At 51.5% G+C, this 1,730-nt stretch carries 1 protein-coding gene; it reads left to right on the top strand.

Annotated features, from left to right (window positions below; genetic code table 11):
* Window positions 1-341: 341 nt before the first annotated feature.
* Window positions 342-1,580: a DUF362 domain-containing protein gene (locus HWQ67_RS17725; RefSeq protein ID WP_218254023.1), complete on the top strand. Its 1,239-nt coding sequence runs from the start codon at window positions 342-344 to the stop codon at window positions 1,578-1,580.
* Window positions 1,581-1,730 lie beyond the last annotated feature (150 nt).

The following is a 1,730-nucleotide window of genomic DNA, read 5'->3' as shown; positions in this document are numbered from 1 at the left end:
TACTTAATAACATTATGTTCTCCTTTTGGTCTATTATCTTTAGGTGTTATATTATAGCACAAAGAGAACTAAAAAAGGTTTAGTTTAGGAGTTTTGCAAGAGGCTCTATAGTTTATTATATCATAACAGGGCATGATTGGTAAAAAGGGGGCACGGTTAATGGCAACTTCTTGGCTATTAAGTTCACGCCAAGTTGTGTTATAATTGAGGGGTATGCTTCTTTGGAGCACTTCATTCAAGCGTGGTCACATTGCTCAAGCATAGTAACAATTTGCATACGTTTGTCAAGTAAAAAGTTTTTATATAAGCACCTTAGATATACCATACGGGATTTTACTTACATGCGATACAGATTAGACATAATACGGGCTGACACCGTTGACCGGATCAAGGCCACCGTTAAGGAGACGCTCCAGGCCGGATACAGTGACCTCCTGCCGGTGGATCTCAACACGAGGGTGCTCATTAAGCCCAACCTCAACAGCTACATGAACGCCCTGACGGGCAACACCACCGACCTGAGACTCATGGCCGCCGTCATCGAACTCCTCAAGGATGCGGGGTATAGCAACATAACCATCGCCGAGGGGACAAACAGCGGTTTCTACAGAAACAATATAAGCGTGATAAAGAGGTTGGCCGTTGATAGGCTGGCGGACTACTACGGCGTCCACGTCAAGGACCTCAACTACAGCGATCCGGTCGATGTCGGGTTCGAGGGCGGTGTAAAGGCCGGTGTTGCACGGGAGTGTATGGAGGCGGGGTTTTTCATCAACATGCCCAAGCTCAAGACCCACTTTGAGGCGGGAATGAGCGTCTGCCTCAAAAACCTCATGGGCTGCCTGGTTGGTCAGGTGAACAAGAAAAAGACGCACCAATCCCTCTGGGCAAACATAGTCAATCTCAATGCGGCACTCAGACCACACCTGCACATAGTCGATGGCATCGTGGCGATGGAGGGCCTTGGCCCCACACGCGGCACACCGATAAAGACCTCCACCGTGCTGATCGGCACAGACCCATTCGTCACAGACCTCGTATGCAGCCGCCTTGCATCCTTTGACCACAACAACGTTGGGCCGCTGCGTGTGGCCCTACAGCGGGGAATCGTAGACGCACAGCGGCTTGAATTTGCACGGGACTTTCCACTTGAGAGGGTGTTTGGGTTTAAACCGCCAAAGGCCGGAGTTCTTGCCACCTTCATCCACAACCCCAAAAGGCAGAGATACTTTATCGCAATACGCAACACCCCCCTGTTCAAGTACCTCGCCTCCACGCAGTTGGGGGGTACGCTCCTGTACAAGAGCGGCCTGCGTCAGGACGTCTTCGTAAAGGAGGATATGCAGTGCCGGGGGTTGAACCTTGATCCCTCCCGGTGCAACGACTGCGGCAAGTGTACCGGGTACTGTCCGGTTGATCTGCCCCTGCCACGGGTGCTATCTGCACCGGAGCCGCGCTGCATACAGTGTCTGTACTGCTACTGCGTCTGTCCCACCGGGGCAATCGTCCTGGATGGAACACTGGGGTTTATGGCCGAACAAAATGCACAGTACGAAGCGCTCATAAAGACTCTCACCTGAACTATGTGAGTCTACCGGCAGCTACCCGTGAAAAATTTATGATATACTGATCGGATTCGAGTTTTTTCGGGTATCAAAATTGCTTGCATACAAGAAAGAAAGGGGCGGCTCCGCCCCCCTTCAGAACCCCCTGCAAGGGGACCAGTCCCC

This window comes from Candidatus Magnetobacterium casense, from assembly GCF_019173545.1.
Classification (GTDB): domain Bacteria; phylum Nitrospirota; class Thermodesulfovibrionia; order Thermodesulfovibrionales; family Magnetobacteriaceae; genus Magnetobacterium; species Magnetobacterium cryptolimnobacter.
The sequence above is the reverse complement of the archived record's forward strand: the minus strand, read 5'-3'. Positions and strand labels throughout refer to the sequence as shown.